We start from the raw sequence: 14,199 nt of genomic DNA, 5'->3' as shown, positions 1-14,199 counted from the left end.
CAGGAAAATCCCACAGGAGTACAAATGTACTCCATGACGACTCTGACTCCCCGCCGTACCGCCATCCTGACCTTTATCCGCGAACGCATCGCCGAACACGGTCAGCCCCCAAGCCTCGCTGAAATCAGCGAGGCTTTTGGTTTTGCCTCCCGCAGCGTGGCGCGCAAGCATGTGCTGGCGCTCACCGAAGCCGGGTTTATCGAGGTCAACCCGCATCAGGCCCGGGGCATTCGCCTGCTCGGGCAACCGGCGCGACCGGAATTGCTCGAAGTCCCGGTGCTCGGCCGGGTGGCCGCCGGTGCGCCCATCGGTGCCGATGCCGACCTGCACAATCGGCTGATGCTCGATCCCGCGCTGTTCTCCCGCACGCCCGACTACATGCTGCGGGTGCAGGGCGATTCGATGATCGAGGACGGCATTCTCGACGGCGACCTGGTCGGCGTGCGACGCAACCCCGAAGCGCTCAACGGCCAGATCGTGGTGGCGCGGCTCGACGGCGAGGTCACCATCAAACGCTTCGAGCGGGTCGGCGATGAGGTTCGCCTGTTGCCGCGCAACCCGGCGTATCAGCCGATTGTGGTGCGGGCCGATCAGGATCTGGCCATCGAAGGGGTGTTCTGCGGTCTGGTGAGGCAAGGCTGATGGGTGCCGTCGTTGCGCTGGATACGCTGTTCAATGGCGGCCAGGTCTGGAAGGGCCGGCCTGCGCCACCGGCCGCCAGCCCGCAACCCACCGGGCACGCGGCGCTGGACGCAGCGTTGCCCAGTGGCGGCTGGCCGGAAGCGGCACTGAGCGAAATCCTGCTGGCCGGGCCCGGTGTCGGTGAACTGCAACTGGTGTGGCCGACCCTGGCGCGGCTGTCGGCGGCGGGGGAGCGCATTGTGCTGGTGGCGCCGCCGTTTGTGCCGTACCCGCAGGCCTGGGCCAATGCCGGGGTCGATCTGCGTCAGTTGTCGGTGATCCGGGCCAGCGAACGCGATGCCTTGTGGGCGGCGGAACAATGCCTGCGCTCGGGCAGTTGCGGCGCGGTGCTGTGCTGGCCGCACAAGGCCGATGACCGCGCCTTGCGCCGTTTGCAGGTGGCGGCGGAAACCGGCCAGACCCTGGCGTTCGCGTGGCGCCCCTTGAGCGAAGCGGTCAACCCGTCGCCGGCCGCGTTGCGCATTGCCATCGATGCGCGGCCGGCGCAGTTGCGCGTGCTCAAGTGCCGGGGCGGTCTGGCGCGCAGCGCACCGATTGCCTTCACCGTGGGGCATTGAGGTCGCCATGCGCTGGGTTTGCATTCTGTTTCCGCAATTGGCCCTCGACGCCGTGCTGCGTCAGCGGCCCGATCCCGAGCAGCCGTTGGCGCTGCTCAGCGGCCCGGCCCAGCGCCGGGTGCTGCAAGCGGTCAACCCGGCGGCGCGGGCCCTGGGCTTGCGTCCGGGGCAGTCGATGACCGCCGCGCAGGCCATGAGCAAAGGGTTCGCCACTGTCGATTACGATTCGGCCGAGGTCGAGCACTGGCAGCAGTTTCTCGCCGCCTGGGCCTATCGCTTCAGCGCCCAGGTCAGCGTGCATTACCCGCGCACCGTGGTGTTCGAGATCGAATCGAGCCTCGGTCTGTTCGGTTCCTGGGCGCAGTTCGAGGCACGCTTGCGCACGGAGCTGACCGAGCTGGGTTTTCGTCATCGCATCGTCGCCGCGCCCAATCCGGTGGCGGCGCGGGTGTTGGCCAACGCCTACGACGGATTGGTGGTGCCCGACGGTGAAGCCCTGCGTCATCATCTCGGGCAATTGGCGGTCGACCGCATCGGCCTTGAACCGAGCGTGGCCACGGCGCTGTCGCGCATGGGCCTGCGTAACCTCCATCAGGTGCAGAACCTGCCGCGTCAGGCCCTGGCCCGACGTTTCGAGGCACCGATGCTCAAGCACCTGGACACGCTGTTCGGTGCACGGCCGCTGGCGCTGGCGTTCTACCTGCCGCCGGATCGCTTCGACGTGCGCATCGAACTCAATTTCGACGTGCAGTCCCATCAGGCGCTGCTGTTCCCCTTGCGCCGCCTGACGTCCGATCTGGCGGCTTTTTTGTGCGGGCGCGACAGCGGCGTGCAGCGCTTCGATCTGCACCTGGAACATGCGGGGTTGCCGGACACGCTGATCAAGGTCGGCCTGCTCAGCGCCGAACGCGATCCGGCGATGCTCTTTGAACTGGCCCGTGGTCGATTGGAGCAGGTGCAGGTCGAAGCCCCGGTGCGCGGTTTTCGTCTGCGCGCCGAGGACCTGCCGAGTTTCGTGCCGCAGTTTCAGGAACTGTTCGACGACCGTCCGCAGCAGACCTTGCCCTGGGAGCAATTGCGCGAACGCCTGCGCGCACGGCTGGGGGATGAAGCGGTACAGGGCCTGCGCTTTCAGGCCGACCATCGCCCGGAGTGCGCGTGGCAGAACGCCGACGACAAACAACGTTGCCCCGCATTGCCGGGCGTGCAGCGTCCGGGCTGGTTGCTGGGCGAGCCGCAGTCCGTGCCGGAAGGTTCGGCGCGCATTCTCATGGGCCCGGAGCGCATCGAGTCCGGCTGGTGGGACGGTGACGACGTGCGCCGCGACTATTACCTGATCCAGAACCGCGCCGGCCAGCAAGGCTGGGCGTACCGGGCAGTGGGTGAGGTCGGCCCGTTGTGGCTGCAGGGCTGGTTCGCATGAACCAGGGTTATGCCGAGCTGCACTGCCTGTCGAATTTCAGTTTCCAGCGCGGCGCGTCCAGTGCGCTGGAACTGTTTCAGCGCGCGAAAAAGCACGGCTATCAGGCGCTGGCGATCACCGATGAATGCACCCTGGCCGGGATCGTCCGTGCCTGGCAGGCGGCTAAATCCGTGGAGCTGCCGCTGATCATCGGCAGCGAAATCCGTATCGAGAACGGCCCGAAACTGGTGTTGCTGGTGGAGAGCATCGAGGGTTATCAGGCGTTGTGCGGCTTGATCACCCAGGCTCGGCGGCGTACCCGGAAAGGTCAGTATCAAATACTGCGCGAGGACTTCAGCGAACCGTTGCCGGGATTGCTGGTGCTGTGGGTGCCGGATGCGGTCGATGACGTGGAAGAGGGTCGCTGGCTGAAGCAGACCTTCGGCGAACGACTGTGGCTGGCGGTGCAGTTGCATCGTGGGCAGAACGATCAGCAGCGGCTGGCCGCACTGCTGAGTCTGGCGGATGAACTGCAGATTCCAGCCGTGGCCAGCGGCGATGTGCACATGCACGCCCGTGGCCGACGGGCCTTGCAGGACACCATGACCGCGATCCGTCACCACGTCCCGGTGGCCGAAGCCGGATTGCGCCTGCACCCCAACGGCGAGCGGCATTTGCGCAGCCTCGATGTATTGCGCGAGCTGTATCCACAGACCTTGCTGAACGAATCGCTAAAGCTGGCCCGGCGCTGCACCTTCGATCTGGGCGAGTTGCGTTATCAATACCCCAAAGAGCTGGTGCCCGAGGAACACAGCGCCAGTTCCTGGCTGCGCCACCTGACCGAACAAGGCATCGCCTGGCGCTGGCCGCAAGGCGCACAACCCAAGGTGCTCAAGCAGATCGACGATGAGCTGGAGCTGATCGCCGAACTCGGCTACGAAAGCTACTTCCTCACCGTGCACGACGTGGTGCGCTTCGCCCGGGAGCAGAAAATCCTCTGTCAGGGCCGGGGCTCGGCGGCCAACTCGGCGGTGTGTTTCGCTTTGGGCATCACCGAGATCGACCCGGACCGCACCACTCTGCTGTTCGAGCGTTTCATGTCGAGGGAGCGCAACGAACCGCCGGACATCGACGTGGATTTCGAGCACGAGCGCCGGGAAGAAGTCCTGCAATACGTGTTTCGTCGTTATGGTCGCCGTCGTGCCGCGCTGACGGCGGTGGTCAGCACCTACCACGCCTCCGGTGCGATCCGCGATGTGGCCAAGGCGCTGGGGCTGCCGCCGGACCAGATCAATGCGCTGGCCGACTGCTGCGGTCACTGGAGCGATGAAACGCCACCCGTGGAGCGCCTGCGCGAGGGCGGTTTCGACCCCGAAAGTCCGCTGCTGCACCGGGTGCTGAGCCTGACCGGGCAACTGATCGGCTTCCCCCGGCACCTGTCGCAGCACCCCGGTGGTTTCGTGATATCCGAGCAACCGCTGGACACGCTGGTGCCGGTGGAGAACGCCGCCATGGCTGATCGCACGATCATCCAGTGGGACAAGGACGATCTCGACGCCGTCGGGTTGCTCAAGGTGGATATCCTCGCCCTCGGCATGCTCAGCGCGATCCGCCGCTGTTTCGACCTGCTGCGCCGTCATCGCCATCAGGACCTGAGCCTGGCCACCATCCCGCCTGAGGATCGCCCGACCTACGACATGATCAGCCGCGCCGACACCATCGGCGTGTTCCAGATCGAGTCCCGGGCGCAGATGTCGATGCTGCCGCGCCTGCGCCCGCAAACCTTCTACGACCTGGTGATCGAGGTGGCCATCGTCCGGCCGGGGCCGATCCAGGGCGGGATGGTTCATCCGTACCTGCGCCGTCGGAATCAGGAGGAAGAGGAAACCTATCCGTCACCGGAGCTGGAAGTGGTGCTCAAGCGCACCCTCGGTGTGCCGCTGTTTCAGGAACAGGTGATGCAGATCGCCATCGTTGCCGCCGACTATAGCCCCGGCGAAGCTGACCAGTTGCGCCGCTCCATGGCCGCGTGGAAACGCCACGGCGGGCTGGAACCGCACAAGGAACGACTGGCCGCCGGCATGAAGAAAAACGGCTACAGCCCGGAATTCGCCGCGCAGATCTTCGAGCAGATCAAGGGCTTCGGCAGTTATGGTTTCCCCGAGTCCCACGCTGCCAGTTTTGCCTTGCTGACCTATGCCAGTTGCTGGCTCAAGTGCCACGAACCGGCGGCGTTCGCCTGTGCGCTGATCAACAGCTGGCCGATGGGTTTCTACAGTCCGGATCAGATTCTTCAGGATGCGCGCCGGCATCATTTGCAGATCCGCCCGGTGGATGTACGCGCCAGTGACTGGGATTGCAGCCTGGAGCCGATTGCCGGCGAGCAACCGGCCATCCGCATGGGCCTGCGGATGATCAAGGGCTTTCGCGAGGAGGATGCCCGGAGCATTGAAAAGGCTCGGGCGAGGGGGGCGTTTGCCGATGTCGCCGATCTGGGTGAGCGGGCCGGGCTCGACAGTCGCGCCCAGGCGCTGCTGGCTGATGCCGGGGCGTTGCGCGGCCTGGCTGGTCACCGCCATCGGGCACGCTGGGAAGTGGCTGGGGTGCAGAAACAGCTCGGGCTGTTTGCCGGGTTACCGAGTCAGGAAGAGCCGGATGTGTTACTGCCGACGCCGAGTGTCAGCGAAGACCTGTTCACCGACTACGCCACCCTTGGTACCACGCTGGGGCCGCACCCGCTGACGCTGTTGCGCAACGAGTTGCGGGCGCGGCGCTGTCGCAGTTCCCGGGAGTTGCTGGAGGTCGAACACGGCCGGCCGGTCAGCGTGGCGGGGCTGGTGACCGGGCGTCAGCGGCCGGGCACTGCCAGTGGCGTGACCTTCGTGACCCTGGAAGACGAGTTCGGCAACGTCAACGTGGTGGTCTGGCGCGATCTGGCCGAGCGTCAGCGGCAGGTGCTGGTGGGCTCGCAATTGCTCAAGGTCGATGGCCGCTGGGAGCGTGAAGGCGAGGTGCGGCACCTGATTGCCGGACGCCTGAGCGATCTGACTCCGCTGCTCAACGGCATCCGCGTACAGAGCCGCGACTTCCACTGACAACCCGAACTGATCGTTGATCGTTCCCACGCTCTGCGTGGGAATGCCGCCATGGACGCTCCGCGTCCACTGTGACGCAGAGCGTCACGGTATGCATTCCCACGCGGAGCGTGGGAACGATCAGCACGAGCAGCACGCGGAGCGTGGGAACGATCAGCACGAGCAGCACACGGAGCGTGGGAACGAGTAATAGCTTTCAGCGCTGTGGCCAAAACCGCTCGCCACCCCCCGGTGCCTCCGTCCACGCTTGCAACGAGCGGGTCGGCAGGTCGAAGTAGTCCCGGGTCCGTGCATAACCATGCCCGCCCATGCGCCCGATCGCATCCAGCCCCAATTGATCGATGTACAGGGTTTTCGGATCGATCAACTCGTCGCGCACATGCGCCATCAACACCTCGCCAAAAATGATCTCCCGCGACTGGCCGATGTTCAGCGCCATCATCCGTCGACATTCCAGCGCCACGGGTGCTTCGCCGATTCGCGGGCATTTGACCGAAGTGCCGGGAATCGCCGTCAGCCCTGCTGCGGTCAACTCATCGAAGCCCGGCGCGAACGGCACGGCGCAGACGTTCATGGCCTCCACCAAGGCGTCACTGACGATGTTGACGGTGAACTCCTGATTCATCTGGATATTGCGCGTGGTGTCCTTCGGGCTCTGGTCGCCGTAGTTCTCCACGCCGAGCGCGAGAATGGGCGGGTCCGCCGACAGCGCATTGAAAAAACTGAACGGCGCGGCATTGACCCGGCCTTCGCCGTCGATGGTGGTGACCAGCGCAATCGGGCGCGGCACCACGCTGCCGATCAGAATCTTGTACTTTTCCCGTGGGCTCAGTTGGCTGAAATCGAAGCTGTGCATGGCAGTGTTCTCTAAAGAAGTGGATCGATGGCGCTCAACGGCGCCTCGGCGCTGTAGTCGTCGGCGAACGCAATGGCCGGCTGGAACAGGGTTTTCCAGTCCGGTCGGCCAAAGGTCCGGTCGCTGTGGCTGCGCATCAGTTTTTCGTATTGGCGCTGGGCCTGACGTTGCAGAGTGGGGTAGTCGACGCCGATGACCTGACCGTCGTGCATCACGCAGCGACCGTCGATGTAACTGGCGATGCAGTCGTCGCCGCGCCCGGCCAGCAGCAGGTTTTTCAGTGGATCGAACAGCGGGCCCAGGTGCAGGCCGCGCAGGCTGAACACGGTGATATCAGCCTTGGCGCCGGGTGCCAGGCGACCGAGGTCATCACGGCCCAATGCCTTGGCGCCGCCGAGGGTCGCGGCGTTGTACAGGTCGAGGCTGCTGGTCAGCGATGGACCACCTTCCATGAGCCGGGCGATGTTCAAACCGTGGCGCATGTTGGCCAGCAAATCCGCCGGCCAGGTGTCGGTGCCGAGGGCAAAGTTGATGCCTTTGGCCCGATAGCGGCCGAACGAATTCAGCGCCTCGCCATCACGGGCGAACACCAGCGGGCAGTGCACCAGACTGGCGCCGCCGTCGATGACCCGTTGCAAGTCGTCATCTCCCGAGGTGTAAATGCCGTGGGGCAACAGGCTGCGCGGGTTGAGCAAATCCAACCGCTGCAACCAGCCCAGCGGCGTGGTGCCGCGCAACTGTTCGACCATCGCTGCTTCGCCGGGCGCCTGACAGCAATGCAGACGCATCGGTGCGTTCAGTTCGCGGCTCAAGGCGGACGTACGCTGAAGCAGCGCCGGGGTGCAGGTCTGGATGCGATCCGGCAGCAGCGCACCGCGAATCAACCCGGCGTGGGCGCCATCGAAATCCTTGAAAAACCGTTCGGCCGCGTCCAGCCCCGCCAGGCCCCGAGCCTCATCCCAGTGATGGGCGAGGGTGCCGTCGGCGCGCCAGTAACTCATGCCGCTCATGTAGCAGGGGCCGAGATAGGTGCGCAGTCCCAGTTCGCCGGCCACGTCGGCGACCGCCGCGAACTCGTCGTAGGTCTCCGCCCATTCGCGGTAGTACATCGAGGTGATCGGCATCGCTGTGGTGATGCCGTTGCGGATCAACTGGGTGAAGGCGTAGCGGTATTTGAAGACCTCTTCTTCCGGGCTGAACGACTCGTGCGGGCCGGCGGCCAGATACTCCGCCGACCACATCCGGCCCATGGCGCGCTCGTCGCCGTTATCCAGGGTCAGCACCGTGGAATCGAGATCGCCGAGGGCGTCGAGGTCGATGAAACCGGGACCGATCAGCGCATTGCCGTAGTCGATCCATTGATCCACCGGCCCTTGGTATCCGCGCCCGACAAACTCGATCCGTGAACCGGCGAACACCACTTCACCATCGCGCCACAGCACATGTTGCGTGCCGTCGAAACCGACCACGCAACCGGCCTTCAGGCCGATCCGTTTCACAGACGGCTGCCCAGCAGACGACCGCCGCTGGCGATCAGTTCGCCGCCGCGATAGACCTGACGCACTGGCCGCGCGACTACCGCTTCACCAAGGGTTTCGACCGGCATCAGCAGAAAGTCTGCCGGCCGGCCGATTCCAAAACCATACTCTTCAACACCCAATGCGCGGGCACCGTTCACGGTCGCCGCGTCGAACGCCGCCGCCAGTTCATCGTCCTTGCCCAGGTCAAAACGGAACGCCAGCAGCATCGCCCGTTCCAGCATGTCGCCATTACCCATCGGCGACCACGCGTCACGAATGCCGTCGGAACCGAGGCAGACGTTGACGCCTGCCTCGCGCAGCGCCAGAAATGGCGGCACCGCGCAGTCGGCCGGTGCCGAACTCATCAGCGAAATCCCCAGCGCCGCGAGGCGTTCGGCGACCGGTTTGACCTGACTCCACGGCAGCATGCCGAGGCAATAGGCGTGGCTGATCATCACCCGGTTCTGCAGGTTGAAACGCTCGGTGTAATCGGCGATCCGGGCGATCTGCCACAGGCCCAGTTCACCTTTGTCGTGCAGGTGAATATCGACGCCGCGCTGGAATTCGCGGGCCAGTTTGAACACGAAATCCAGTTGCGCGATCGGGTCGTTGTCGATGCCGCAGGGGTCGAGGCCGCCGACATTCTCCACGCTCAAGGCCATGGCTTCGCGCATCAGTTCGGCGGTGCCGGGTCGGCTGATCAGGCCGGTTTGCGGGAATACCACCAGTTGCAGGTCGATCAGGTCGCTGTAGGTTTCGCGCAGGTGTTGCATGGCCTCGACGTGGCGCAGGCCGAATTCCGGGTCGATGTCGACGTGGCAACGCATCGTCAAAGAACCCCGGGCGATGCAGTTTTCCAGCAGGGCGCCGGCGCGTTCGGCGATCGGCGCCTTGACTTCACGCAGGACGCGGCGCTCGTTGCTGATGTAGTCCTTGAGCGTCGGGCCGGCGCTGTTCGGGCGCCAGGGCTGGCCGTACAGGGTCTTGTCGAGGTGGACGTGGCTTTCCACCAGCGGCGCGGTCAGGAGCTGGTTCTGGCCGTCGATGTCGGTGGCGGCCAGTGGAGCATCGGAGGCCGGGCGGCGTTGGGTGAACTTGCCGTTTTCGATCAGCAGGTCTTCGGCGGGGGCGCCGTAGGGGCGGATGTTTCTGAGCCAGCGGGGGTGGGACATTTCATACCTCTGTTTCTAGGTTGTCTGGGCGGGCCTCATCGCTGGCAAGCCAGCTCCCACAGGGATTGGTGTCGCTCACAGATCCAGTGTGAGAGTTGGCTTGCCAACGATGGCCGCAACTCGGTCTTGAGTCAGGTGATCAACCCTTGAGCTTCGACCAGATCCGATCCTGCAGCTCCCGCGCCTTGTTGCTGCATTCCTTCTCCGGCCGCAGCCGCGAGGCGTATTCCTCGGGCATGTTGATCGCGTCCATGACCTTCCATTTCGCATCCAGCAACTGATCGCTCTGAATCCCGTTGGCATAGGCAATCGCGTTGGACACGGCCGCCGCGTTTTCCGGTTTCATCATCCAGTCGATGAAAATCTTCGCGTTGCCTGGGTGCGGCGCGCTTTTCGGTACGGCGAAGTTGTCCTGGAACATTGCCAAGCCTTCTTTCGGGTACACGTACTTGATGGTGCTCTTCTGCAACGTGGCGCGGGCCGTCGAGCCGTTCCAGTTCTGCATCATGATCACTTCGCCCGAGGCCATGCGGTCGACGGTGTTGTCGGAGCTGTACATCTTCAAAAACGGTTTCTGTTTTTGCAGCAGTTCGAGGATGCGTTTGGCGTCCTGCGGGTTTTCCGTGCATTCGTCGACATTCAGGTAATGACTGGCGGCGTTGATCACGCTGCTGGAGGTATCGAGGGCGGCGAGCTGGCCTTGCAGTTCCTTGCGCGGCTCGAAGAATTCTTTCCACGAATCATCGAGCTTGCCGCCCGGTACCCGTGCGCTGTCATAGGAAAACCCGGTGGTGCCCCACAGGTACGGCGCCGAAAACTTGCGGCCCGGGTCGAAGCTTGGGTCGCGGAACGGGCCTTTGACGTACTGGAAGTTGTTCAGGGTCGGCGCGTCGATTTCCAGCAGCAGGTCCTGCTTGATCAGCGTCTGCATGATCGACTGCGACGGCACGATCACGTCATACGCGGCGCCGCCGGCCTGCAACTTGGCGAGCAGGGTTTCGTTGCTGTCATAGCCGTCCATGGTGACCTTGATCCCGGTCTCCTTTTCGAACTTGGCCAGCAGGTCCACCGGGTAGTAATCAGTCCAGTTGTAGAAAAACAATTCCTTGGGCTCGGCGGCGTGGGCGCCGAACGCGATGAAACAACTCAGGGCCAGACCGGATACTGCCAGACGCATGTTTTTCACTTTCATGAGCGCGCTCCAGGTTTATTGTTGTTTGCCGCGTTGGCCGAGCCAGAAGGCCAGCACCACCAGCACGATGGAAATCACCAGCATCAGGGTCGAAATCGCGTTGATCTCGGGCGTTACCCCGGCCTTGATCGCCGAGAAGATGTACACCGGCAACGTGGTCGAACCGGGCCCGGCGACGAAGAAGGTCATGATGAAATCGTCGAGGCTGACCACGAACGCCAGCACCGAACCGGACAACACCGCCGGCCACAGCAGCGGCAGGGTCACGCGGCGAAACACCTGCCACGGATTGGCGTACAGGTCGTTGGCGGCCTCCAGCAGGCTCTTGTCCAGATCGTTGAGCCGTGCGCGGATCGGCAGGTAGGCGAACGGAATGCAGAAGCCGATGTGCGCGACGATCACCGTCATCAGCCCAAGCTTGATCCCCAGCGCCATGAACAGCAGCAGGGTGGCCACGGCGGTGACGATCTCCGGCAGAATCAGCGGCAGGTTGATCCCGCCCTCGACCATTTTCTGTCCGTAGAACGGCCGGTAAGTCGCCAGGGCTGCGAGCAGTGCAATCGTCGTGGCGCAGACTGTGGCGATGGTCGCGACGATGATCGAATTCAGCGCTGCGGTCTGGATCGATGGATTGGCCAGGATCCGCCCGTACCAGGCGAACGAGAACTCGGTCCACACCGTCGCCGAGCGGTTGGCGTTGAAGCTGTAGGCGATCAACACCAGGATCGGCACGTACAGGTAGGCGAAGATCAGCAGGCTGATTTCCCGGGTTGCGGGGAGTTTTTTCAGGTGCAGAGAGATCATGCTTTCGCTCCCCGGTTCAGGGTTTTCGCCGTGCTACGGCTGTAGAGGGCGTAGAGCACCAGGGACAACAGCAGAATCCCCAGCAACAGGAACGACAGCGAACTGCCCAGCGGCCAGTTGCGCGCGGTGCCGAATTGCTGCTGGATCAGGTTGCCGATCATCAGGGTCTTGCCGCCGCCGAGGATCGCCGGGGTGATGAAGGCGCCGAGGCTCGGCACGAACACCAGCAACGCGCCGGCAATCACGCCAGGCATCGACAGCGGCAGGATGATCCGGCGCAGCGCATGCCAGCGGTTGGCGCCCAGGTCATAGGCGGCTTCCACCAGACGCCAGTCGAGTTTTTCCAGGGTCGAGTAGATCGGCAAAATCATGAACGGCAGGAAGCTGTAGACCAGACCGACGCTGACGGCGAAGTCGTTGTAGAGCAGGGTGATGCCGCCGGCACTCGGGAACAGCGCGTTGAGGCTCTGGGCGACCCAGCCCTGTTCGCGCAGGATGATCAGCCACGCGTAGTTGCGGATCAGCAGGTTGGTCCAGAACGGAATGGTGATGAGCAACACCATCAGATTGCGTCGGCGCGGGGTCAGGCTCGACATCCACAGCGCCACCGGAAAGCCGAACAGAAAGCACAACACCGTGGTGCCACCGGCCTGGAACACCGAGCGCAACAGCGCCTGGGCGTAGACCCAGTTCAGCTCCAGTTCGCCGTCAAAACCTTCCTGGAAAAACAGCTGCACATAACTCTGCAGTTGCCATTGAGCCTGCCAGTCGACACCACCGTAGGTGTTGCGCGGCAGCAGGCTGATGTAACCCATGATCCCCAGCGGAATGGCGATCAGGGCGAGCAGGGTCAACACCACCGGGCTGAGCAACAGCGCGCGGTTGAGGGAGGGGGAAGTGCTGCTGACGCTCATCTCAGGCCTCCATCAACAGGCAGGCCTGGGGCGGCAGGTGCACTGACACGCTTTCGCCGACGACGCGACCACGGTTCAGGCCTTCGTTGTTTTCCCGCAGCATGACTTTGATGTCGTTGTTCAAGCGGCACTGGTACAGCGTCGCGGTGCCGACATACAGCACCGCTTCGATCACACCGCGCAGATGATGCGGCTGATCCGCTGCAACCAGTTGCGAGCGCTCGGGCCGGAATGCCAGCTGCACGCTGCTGCCATTGACGCCTTGGGGCGGGCAGGGGATTTCCACCGGCATGCCGTTGGGTACGAAGATGTTTTCGTTGTGTTCGCCGCGTTTGAGTTGGCCGGGAAGGAAATTGATGTCGCCGATGAACTGGGCGACGAAGCGGTGCTGCGGGCGTTCATAGATGTCGGTCGGGGTGCCGATCTGCAGGATCTTGCCGGCGGACATCACCGCGATCCGGTCGGACAGGGTCAGCGCCTCTTCCTGATCGTGGGTGACGAAGATGAAGGTAATGCCGGCTTCCTGCTGCACGCGCTTGAGTTCGACCTGCATTTCCTTGCGCAGCTTCAGGTCCAGCGCCGACAGCGGCTCGTCGAGCAACAGCACTTTGGGCTTCGGCGCCAGGGCCCGGGCCAGAGCCACGCGCTGCTGCTGGCCGCCGGATAATTGCGCCGGTTTGCGCCCGGCCAGGTGCTCCATCTGCACCAGCGCGAGCATTTCGTCGACCCGTCCGGGAATCGCCTTGCGATCAAGACCCTGCATCTCGAGGCCGAAGGCGATATTCTGCGCGACACTCATGTGCGGAAACAGCGCGTAACTCTGGAACACCGTGTTGACCCGACGCTTGAACGGCGGCAGGTGATTGACCGTTTCGCCTGCCAGACGGATCTCGCCGTCGCTGACGTGTTCGAAACCGGCGATGGTGCGCAGCAGGGTGGTCTTGCCGCAGCCCGAGGGGCCGAGGAGGGTGAAGAATTCGTTGTCGGCGATGTTCACCGACACGTTGTCGAGGGCAGGCGCGAGGCCAGGGTCATCAGAATACCGCTTGGATACGTTACGCACTTCAATGGCTATTGGTTGACCCATAATGGTGCAATCCTCTAATTATTGTATGCAATATCTGAATGCAATTTAGAAATACCCGGATTAATCTGCTGGCGCAACCCCCCATTTCCCTGACTGAGTCGCTCGTCGGGCAGCGCTGCCAGCATTGAAGGAGTTTTCAGATGACCGAGAAAAAACCGGAAACCACGGTCGACCGCGTCTACCAAGGGGTTTACGAGGCGATCAGCAAACGTTCGCTGCGTCCAGGGATGAAGCTGGGCGAGGCGTCGCTGGCAGAATTGTTCAATGTCAGCCGCACGTCGGTTCGCGCGGCGCTCAAGCAATTGGAGGCCGACGGACTGGTCACCACCGAGCCCAATAAAGGTGCGTCGGTGTCGCTGCCCAGCGATGAGGAAATCCGGTCGCTGTTCGAAACCCGGCGTCTGGTCGAGATCGGTATCGTCACCGAACTGTGCCGGCGCAAGGACTCTGCGGTGATGCAGGACTTGCGCGATCATTTGCTGCTCGAGGACGAAGCCCACGAAGCCGGCGACCACGAGCGACTGATCCACCTGCTGGGCGAGTTCCACATCAAGCTCGCCCGCAGCCTGAATAACCCGGTGCTGCTCGACTGGTTCCAGAAGTTGATTTCCCGCGCCTCGCTGTACGCCGCGGCGCTGGATGACGACAGCCACGAAGCCTGTCGCGACGACGAACACCTGCGCCTGATCGAGTACATCGAGGCTGGCAATCAGAGCGCCGCCATCGAGCTGACCTGCATACACCTGGACGGCATCCAGAAGGCGATTCTCGACGTCGCTGCGAAGCTCAAGACCGGCTACCATCCGCTCAAACATCTGATCGAAGTCTGAACGTCGAGCCGGGGTGAAATCGGCTATACCTCTAATGAAACCATCGTTGCCCGATGCGCTCGAAACAG

At 63.6% G+C, this 14,199-nt stretch carries 12 protein-coding genes; 5 read left to right on the top strand and 7 right to left on the bottom strand.

Translation table 11 applies throughout. The features are described 5' to 3' along the window. Positions 1-24 precede the first annotated feature (24 nt). Genes lexA through CAF77_RS06575 form a run of 4 tightly spaced genes read left to right on the top strand, consistent with a single transcriptional unit; the run spans position 25 to position 5,756 of the window. Positions 25-642: a transcriptional repressor LexA gene (lexA, locus tag CAF77_RS06590; protein WP_064381249.1), complete on the top strand. Its 618-nt coding sequence runs from the start codon at positions 25-27 to the stop codon at positions 640-642. Further along, positions 642-1,259 carry a translesion DNA synthesis-associated protein ImuA gene (imuA, locus tag CAF77_RS06585; RefSeq protein WP_064381251.1) on the top strand — a complete coding sequence of 206 codons (618 nt, stop codon included), beginning with the start codon at positions 642-644 and terminating at the stop codon, positions 1,257-1,259. The genes lexA and imuA overlap by 1 nt, the downstream gene beginning before the upstream one ends. A 7-nt stretch (positions 1,260-1,266) precedes the next feature. Further along, positions 1,267-2,682 (top strand): DNA polymerase Y family protein, encoded by a 1,416-nt coding sequence (locus CAF77_RS06580; RefSeq protein ID WP_064381254.1) that lies wholly within the window; start codon positions 1,267-1,269, stop codon positions 2,680-2,682. Next, positions 2,679-5,756: an error-prone DNA polymerase gene (locus CAF77_RS06575; protein WP_064381256.1), complete on the top strand. Its 3,078-nt coding sequence runs from the start codon at positions 2,679-2,681 to the stop codon at positions 5,754-5,756. The genes CAF77_RS06580 and CAF77_RS06575 overlap by 4 nt, the downstream gene beginning before the upstream one ends. Before the next feature lie 196 nt (positions 5,757-5,952). Here the strand turns inward: CAF77_RS06575 and CAF77_RS06570 are convergent, their stop codons facing one another. The 7 genes from CAF77_RS06570 to CAF77_RS06540 all read right to left on the bottom strand — a co-directional run bounded on the left by CAF77_RS06570 (position 5,953) and on the right by CAF77_RS06540 (position 13,301). Next, positions 5,953-6,612, bottom strand: coding sequence for a flavin reductase family protein (locus CAF77_RS06570; RefSeq protein ID WP_064381260.1), 660 nt, complete (start codon positions 6,610-6,612; stop codon positions 5,953-5,955). 11 nt (positions 6,613-6,623) lie between these two features. Next, positions 6,624-8,111 (bottom strand): amidohydrolase family protein, encoded by a 1,488-nt coding sequence (locus CAF77_RS06565; RefSeq protein WP_064381262.1) that lies wholly within the window; start codon positions 8,109-8,111, stop codon positions 6,624-6,626. Then, the gene (locus CAF77_RS06560; RefSeq protein WP_064381263.1) at positions 8,108-9,304 is read right to left on the bottom strand and encodes an amidohydrolase family protein; all 1,197 of its coding nucleotides are present in this window, start codon (positions 9,302-9,304) and stop codon (positions 8,108-8,110) included. The genes CAF77_RS06565 and CAF77_RS06560 overlap by 4 nt, the downstream gene beginning before the upstream one ends. Before the next feature lie 139 nt (positions 9,305-9,443). Continuing rightward, positions 9,444-10,496: an extracellular solute-binding protein gene (locus CAF77_RS06555; protein ID WP_064381265.1), complete on the bottom strand. Its 1,053-nt coding sequence runs from the start codon at positions 10,494-10,496 to the stop codon at positions 9,444-9,446. 15 nt (positions 10,497-10,511) lie between these two features. Then, complete coding sequence (locus tag CAF77_RS06550; RefSeq protein WP_064381267.1) at positions 10,512-11,300, bottom strand: ABC transporter permease; 789 nt, start codon at positions 11,298-11,300, stop codon at positions 10,512-10,514. Further along, positions 11,297-12,214 (bottom strand): ABC transporter permease, encoded by a 918-nt coding sequence (locus tag CAF77_RS06545; RefSeq protein WP_064381269.1) that lies wholly within the window; start codon positions 12,212-12,214, stop codon positions 11,297-11,299. Before CAF77_RS06545 ends, CAF77_RS06550 begins: the two co-directional genes overlap by 4 nt. A 1-nt stretch (position 12,215) precedes the next feature. Further along, a complete protein-coding gene (locus tag CAF77_RS06540) occupies positions 12,216-13,301 on the bottom strand; it encodes an ABC transporter ATP-binding protein (RefSeq protein ID WP_064381271.1) in 1,086 nt (361 codons plus the stop codon). A 140-nt stretch (positions 13,302-13,441) separates the two neighbouring features. Between CAF77_RS06540 and CAF77_RS06535 the strand changes: the two genes are divergently transcribed. Beyond that, the gene (locus CAF77_RS06535) at positions 13,442-14,131 is read left to right on the top strand and encodes a GntR family transcriptional regulator (protein WP_064381273.1); all 690 of its coding nucleotides are present in this window, start codon (positions 13,442-13,444) and stop codon (positions 14,129-14,131) included. The last annotated feature ends 68 nt before the right edge of the window (positions 14,132-14,199 follow it).

The organism is Pseudomonas sp. R15(2017) (assembly GCF_002112685.1).
In the GTDB taxonomy this organism is placed as follows: domain Bacteria; phylum Pseudomonadota; class Gammaproteobacteria; order Pseudomonadales; family Pseudomonadaceae; genus Aquipseudomonas; species Aquipseudomonas glycinae.
The sequence above is the reverse complement of the archived record's forward strand: the minus strand, read 5'-3'. Positions and strand labels throughout refer to the sequence as shown.

What these genes read in the sequence shown, in the direction of transcription:
- CAF77_RS06545 (WP_064381269.1), bottom strand. Translation starts at nt 12,214, where the DNA reads ATGAGCGTCAGCAGCACTTCCCCCTCCCTCAACCGCGCGCTGTTGCTC.
- CAF77_RS06580 (WP_064381254.1), top strand. Translation starts at nt 1,267, where the DNA reads ATGCGCTGGGTTTGCATTCTGTTTCCGCAATTGGCCCTCGACGCCGTG.
- CAF77_RS06555 (WP_064381265.1), bottom strand. Translation starts at nt 10,496, where the DNA reads ATGAAAGTGAAAAACATGCGTCTGGCAGTATCCGGTCTGGCCCTGAGT.
- CAF77_RS06535 (WP_064381273.1), top strand. Translation starts at nt 13,442, where the DNA reads ATGACCGAGAAAAAACCGGAAACCACGGTCGACCGCGTCTACCAAGGG.
- CAF77_RS06570 (WP_064381260.1), bottom strand. Translation starts at nt 6,612, where the DNA reads ATGCACAGCTTCGATTTCAGCCAACTGAGCCCACGGGAAAAGTACAAG.
- CAF77_RS06540 (WP_064381271.1), bottom strand. Translation starts at nt 13,301, where the DNA reads ATGGGTCAACCAATAGCCATTGAAGTGCGTAACGTATCCAAGCGGTAT.
- CAF77_RS06550 (WP_064381267.1), bottom strand. Translation starts at nt 11,300, where the DNA reads ATGATCTCTCTGCACCTGAAAAAACTCCCCGCAACCCGGGAAATCAGC.
- CAF77_RS06560 (WP_064381263.1), bottom strand. Translation starts at nt 9,304, where the DNA reads ATGTCCCACCCCCGCTGGCTCAGAAACATCCGCCCCTACGGCGCCCCC.
- imuA (WP_064381251.1), top strand. Translation starts at nt 642, where the DNA reads ATGGGTGCCGTCGTTGCGCTGGATACGCTGTTCAATGGCGGCCAGGTC.
- CAF77_RS06575 (WP_064381256.1), top strand. Translation starts at nt 2,679, where the DNA reads ATGAACCAGGGTTATGCCGAGCTGCACTGCCTGTCGAATTTCAGTTTC.
- lexA (WP_064381249.1), top strand. Translation starts at nt 25, where the DNA reads ATGTACTCCATGACGACTCTGACTCCCCGCCGTACCGCCATCCTGACC.